This is a genomic window from Leisingera sp. F5, from assembly GCF_001593695.1.
Genome location: NZ_LUKH01001182.1, coordinates 1 through 1,210, shown reverse-complemented (window position 1 = coordinate 1,210; position 1,210 = coordinate 1). Strand labels below are relative to the sequence as shown.

The window sequence follows — 1,210 nt, the reverse complement described above, 5'->3', positions numbered from 1 at the left end:
GCCACTCTGCGGGCGAGATCCTGGTAGGTGGCAATAGGATGTCTTGCGGCCAGAGCCTCGGTGCCTTCCGCATCGGTTTCCGCCTCATCCGGAACAGCCTCTTCGCCCGGTTGCTCAGAAATGGCCTTTGCTTCCGCCGCGGGTCCTTCCAGCCCGGTTGCCGCCATGGCAGGTTGCATTCGCCGGGTGCGGTTGAAATAACGTTCGATGAAGTAGTTGATCGCCCCGTAGACAATCAGGATCGTGGTCAGCACAAAATAGCTGCCCGCCATCAGCGGGATCGAAACATCCTTTTCCAGCACCAGGTCAAAAGCCAGTTTAAGCCAGCCAAAAGCCATGTATGCCATCAGAACCGGCGCCCAGGCCACTGCCAGAACACGCACCAGCCAGGAACATTTTTCCGGCATGCGGCCTGCGCGGATGGCGTTGGAAATGGCGCGCCCGTTGACCAGTACCATCAGCAGGTTGCCCAGCATCCCCGCCAGCGCCAGAACTCCGTACACCAGCGCATAGACATTGTAGTTCAGCCCGAAATCGCCGACCCAGGTGGCAAACAGCGTCGAGGAGATGTCATAGGTCGCCAGCAGGGACGCCCAGATATAGAGCCGCTTTGCGTCACGGTCTGAAAACACCGGTATCCGGTACTGAGCGAGGAACGGCGACAGCACCATCCGCCACAGATCGGACACCGTGCGGGCCAGGAAAAAGGCCGTGTAGACAGCCGTCGCCGTGAATTCGATTGATGGGTCGCCCGAAGCGCCGAAGATCAGATAGGAAATGAGAGCTGCAAAAACCATCGCAAAAACGGTTGCCCCGATCCCCATCAGAAAGCGGTAGACAAGGAATGGCATCTTTTCCTGATAGCCTTCCGGGTTGGCCTGGATCCGTGCAACCACAAAGCGCTTGGCGATGCGCTTGCCGTAAATCTCTGTCGACAGCCAGCGCCCGATAAGCAGGAACAAAACACTCCAGCCCAGCACTTCGGCATAGGTCGTGATGCGGCCGTCCGGGCTGGTTTGGCGCAGAATGTACTGCATCTCAAAAATCGAATAGGGCAGCGCCTCAAGCCGGCTGTTCAACTCTGCCCGAAAGGCGGCAACCCTGGACTGCGCTTTCATCAGCGCCGAAGGCTGCTCCATCGTGTCGGATGCAGGATGGTCCGTTTCCTGTTCCTCGTCCGGAGGCGCGTTCAGCAACTGGCCGCTGCTGT

1 pseudogene is annotated in these 1,210 nt (G+C 58.8%); it reads right to left on the bottom strand.

The features are described 5' to 3' along the window. Positions 1-1,210: pseudogene (locus A2I95_RS39960) on the bottom strand (mechanosensitive ion channel family protein); the annotation flags it as partial.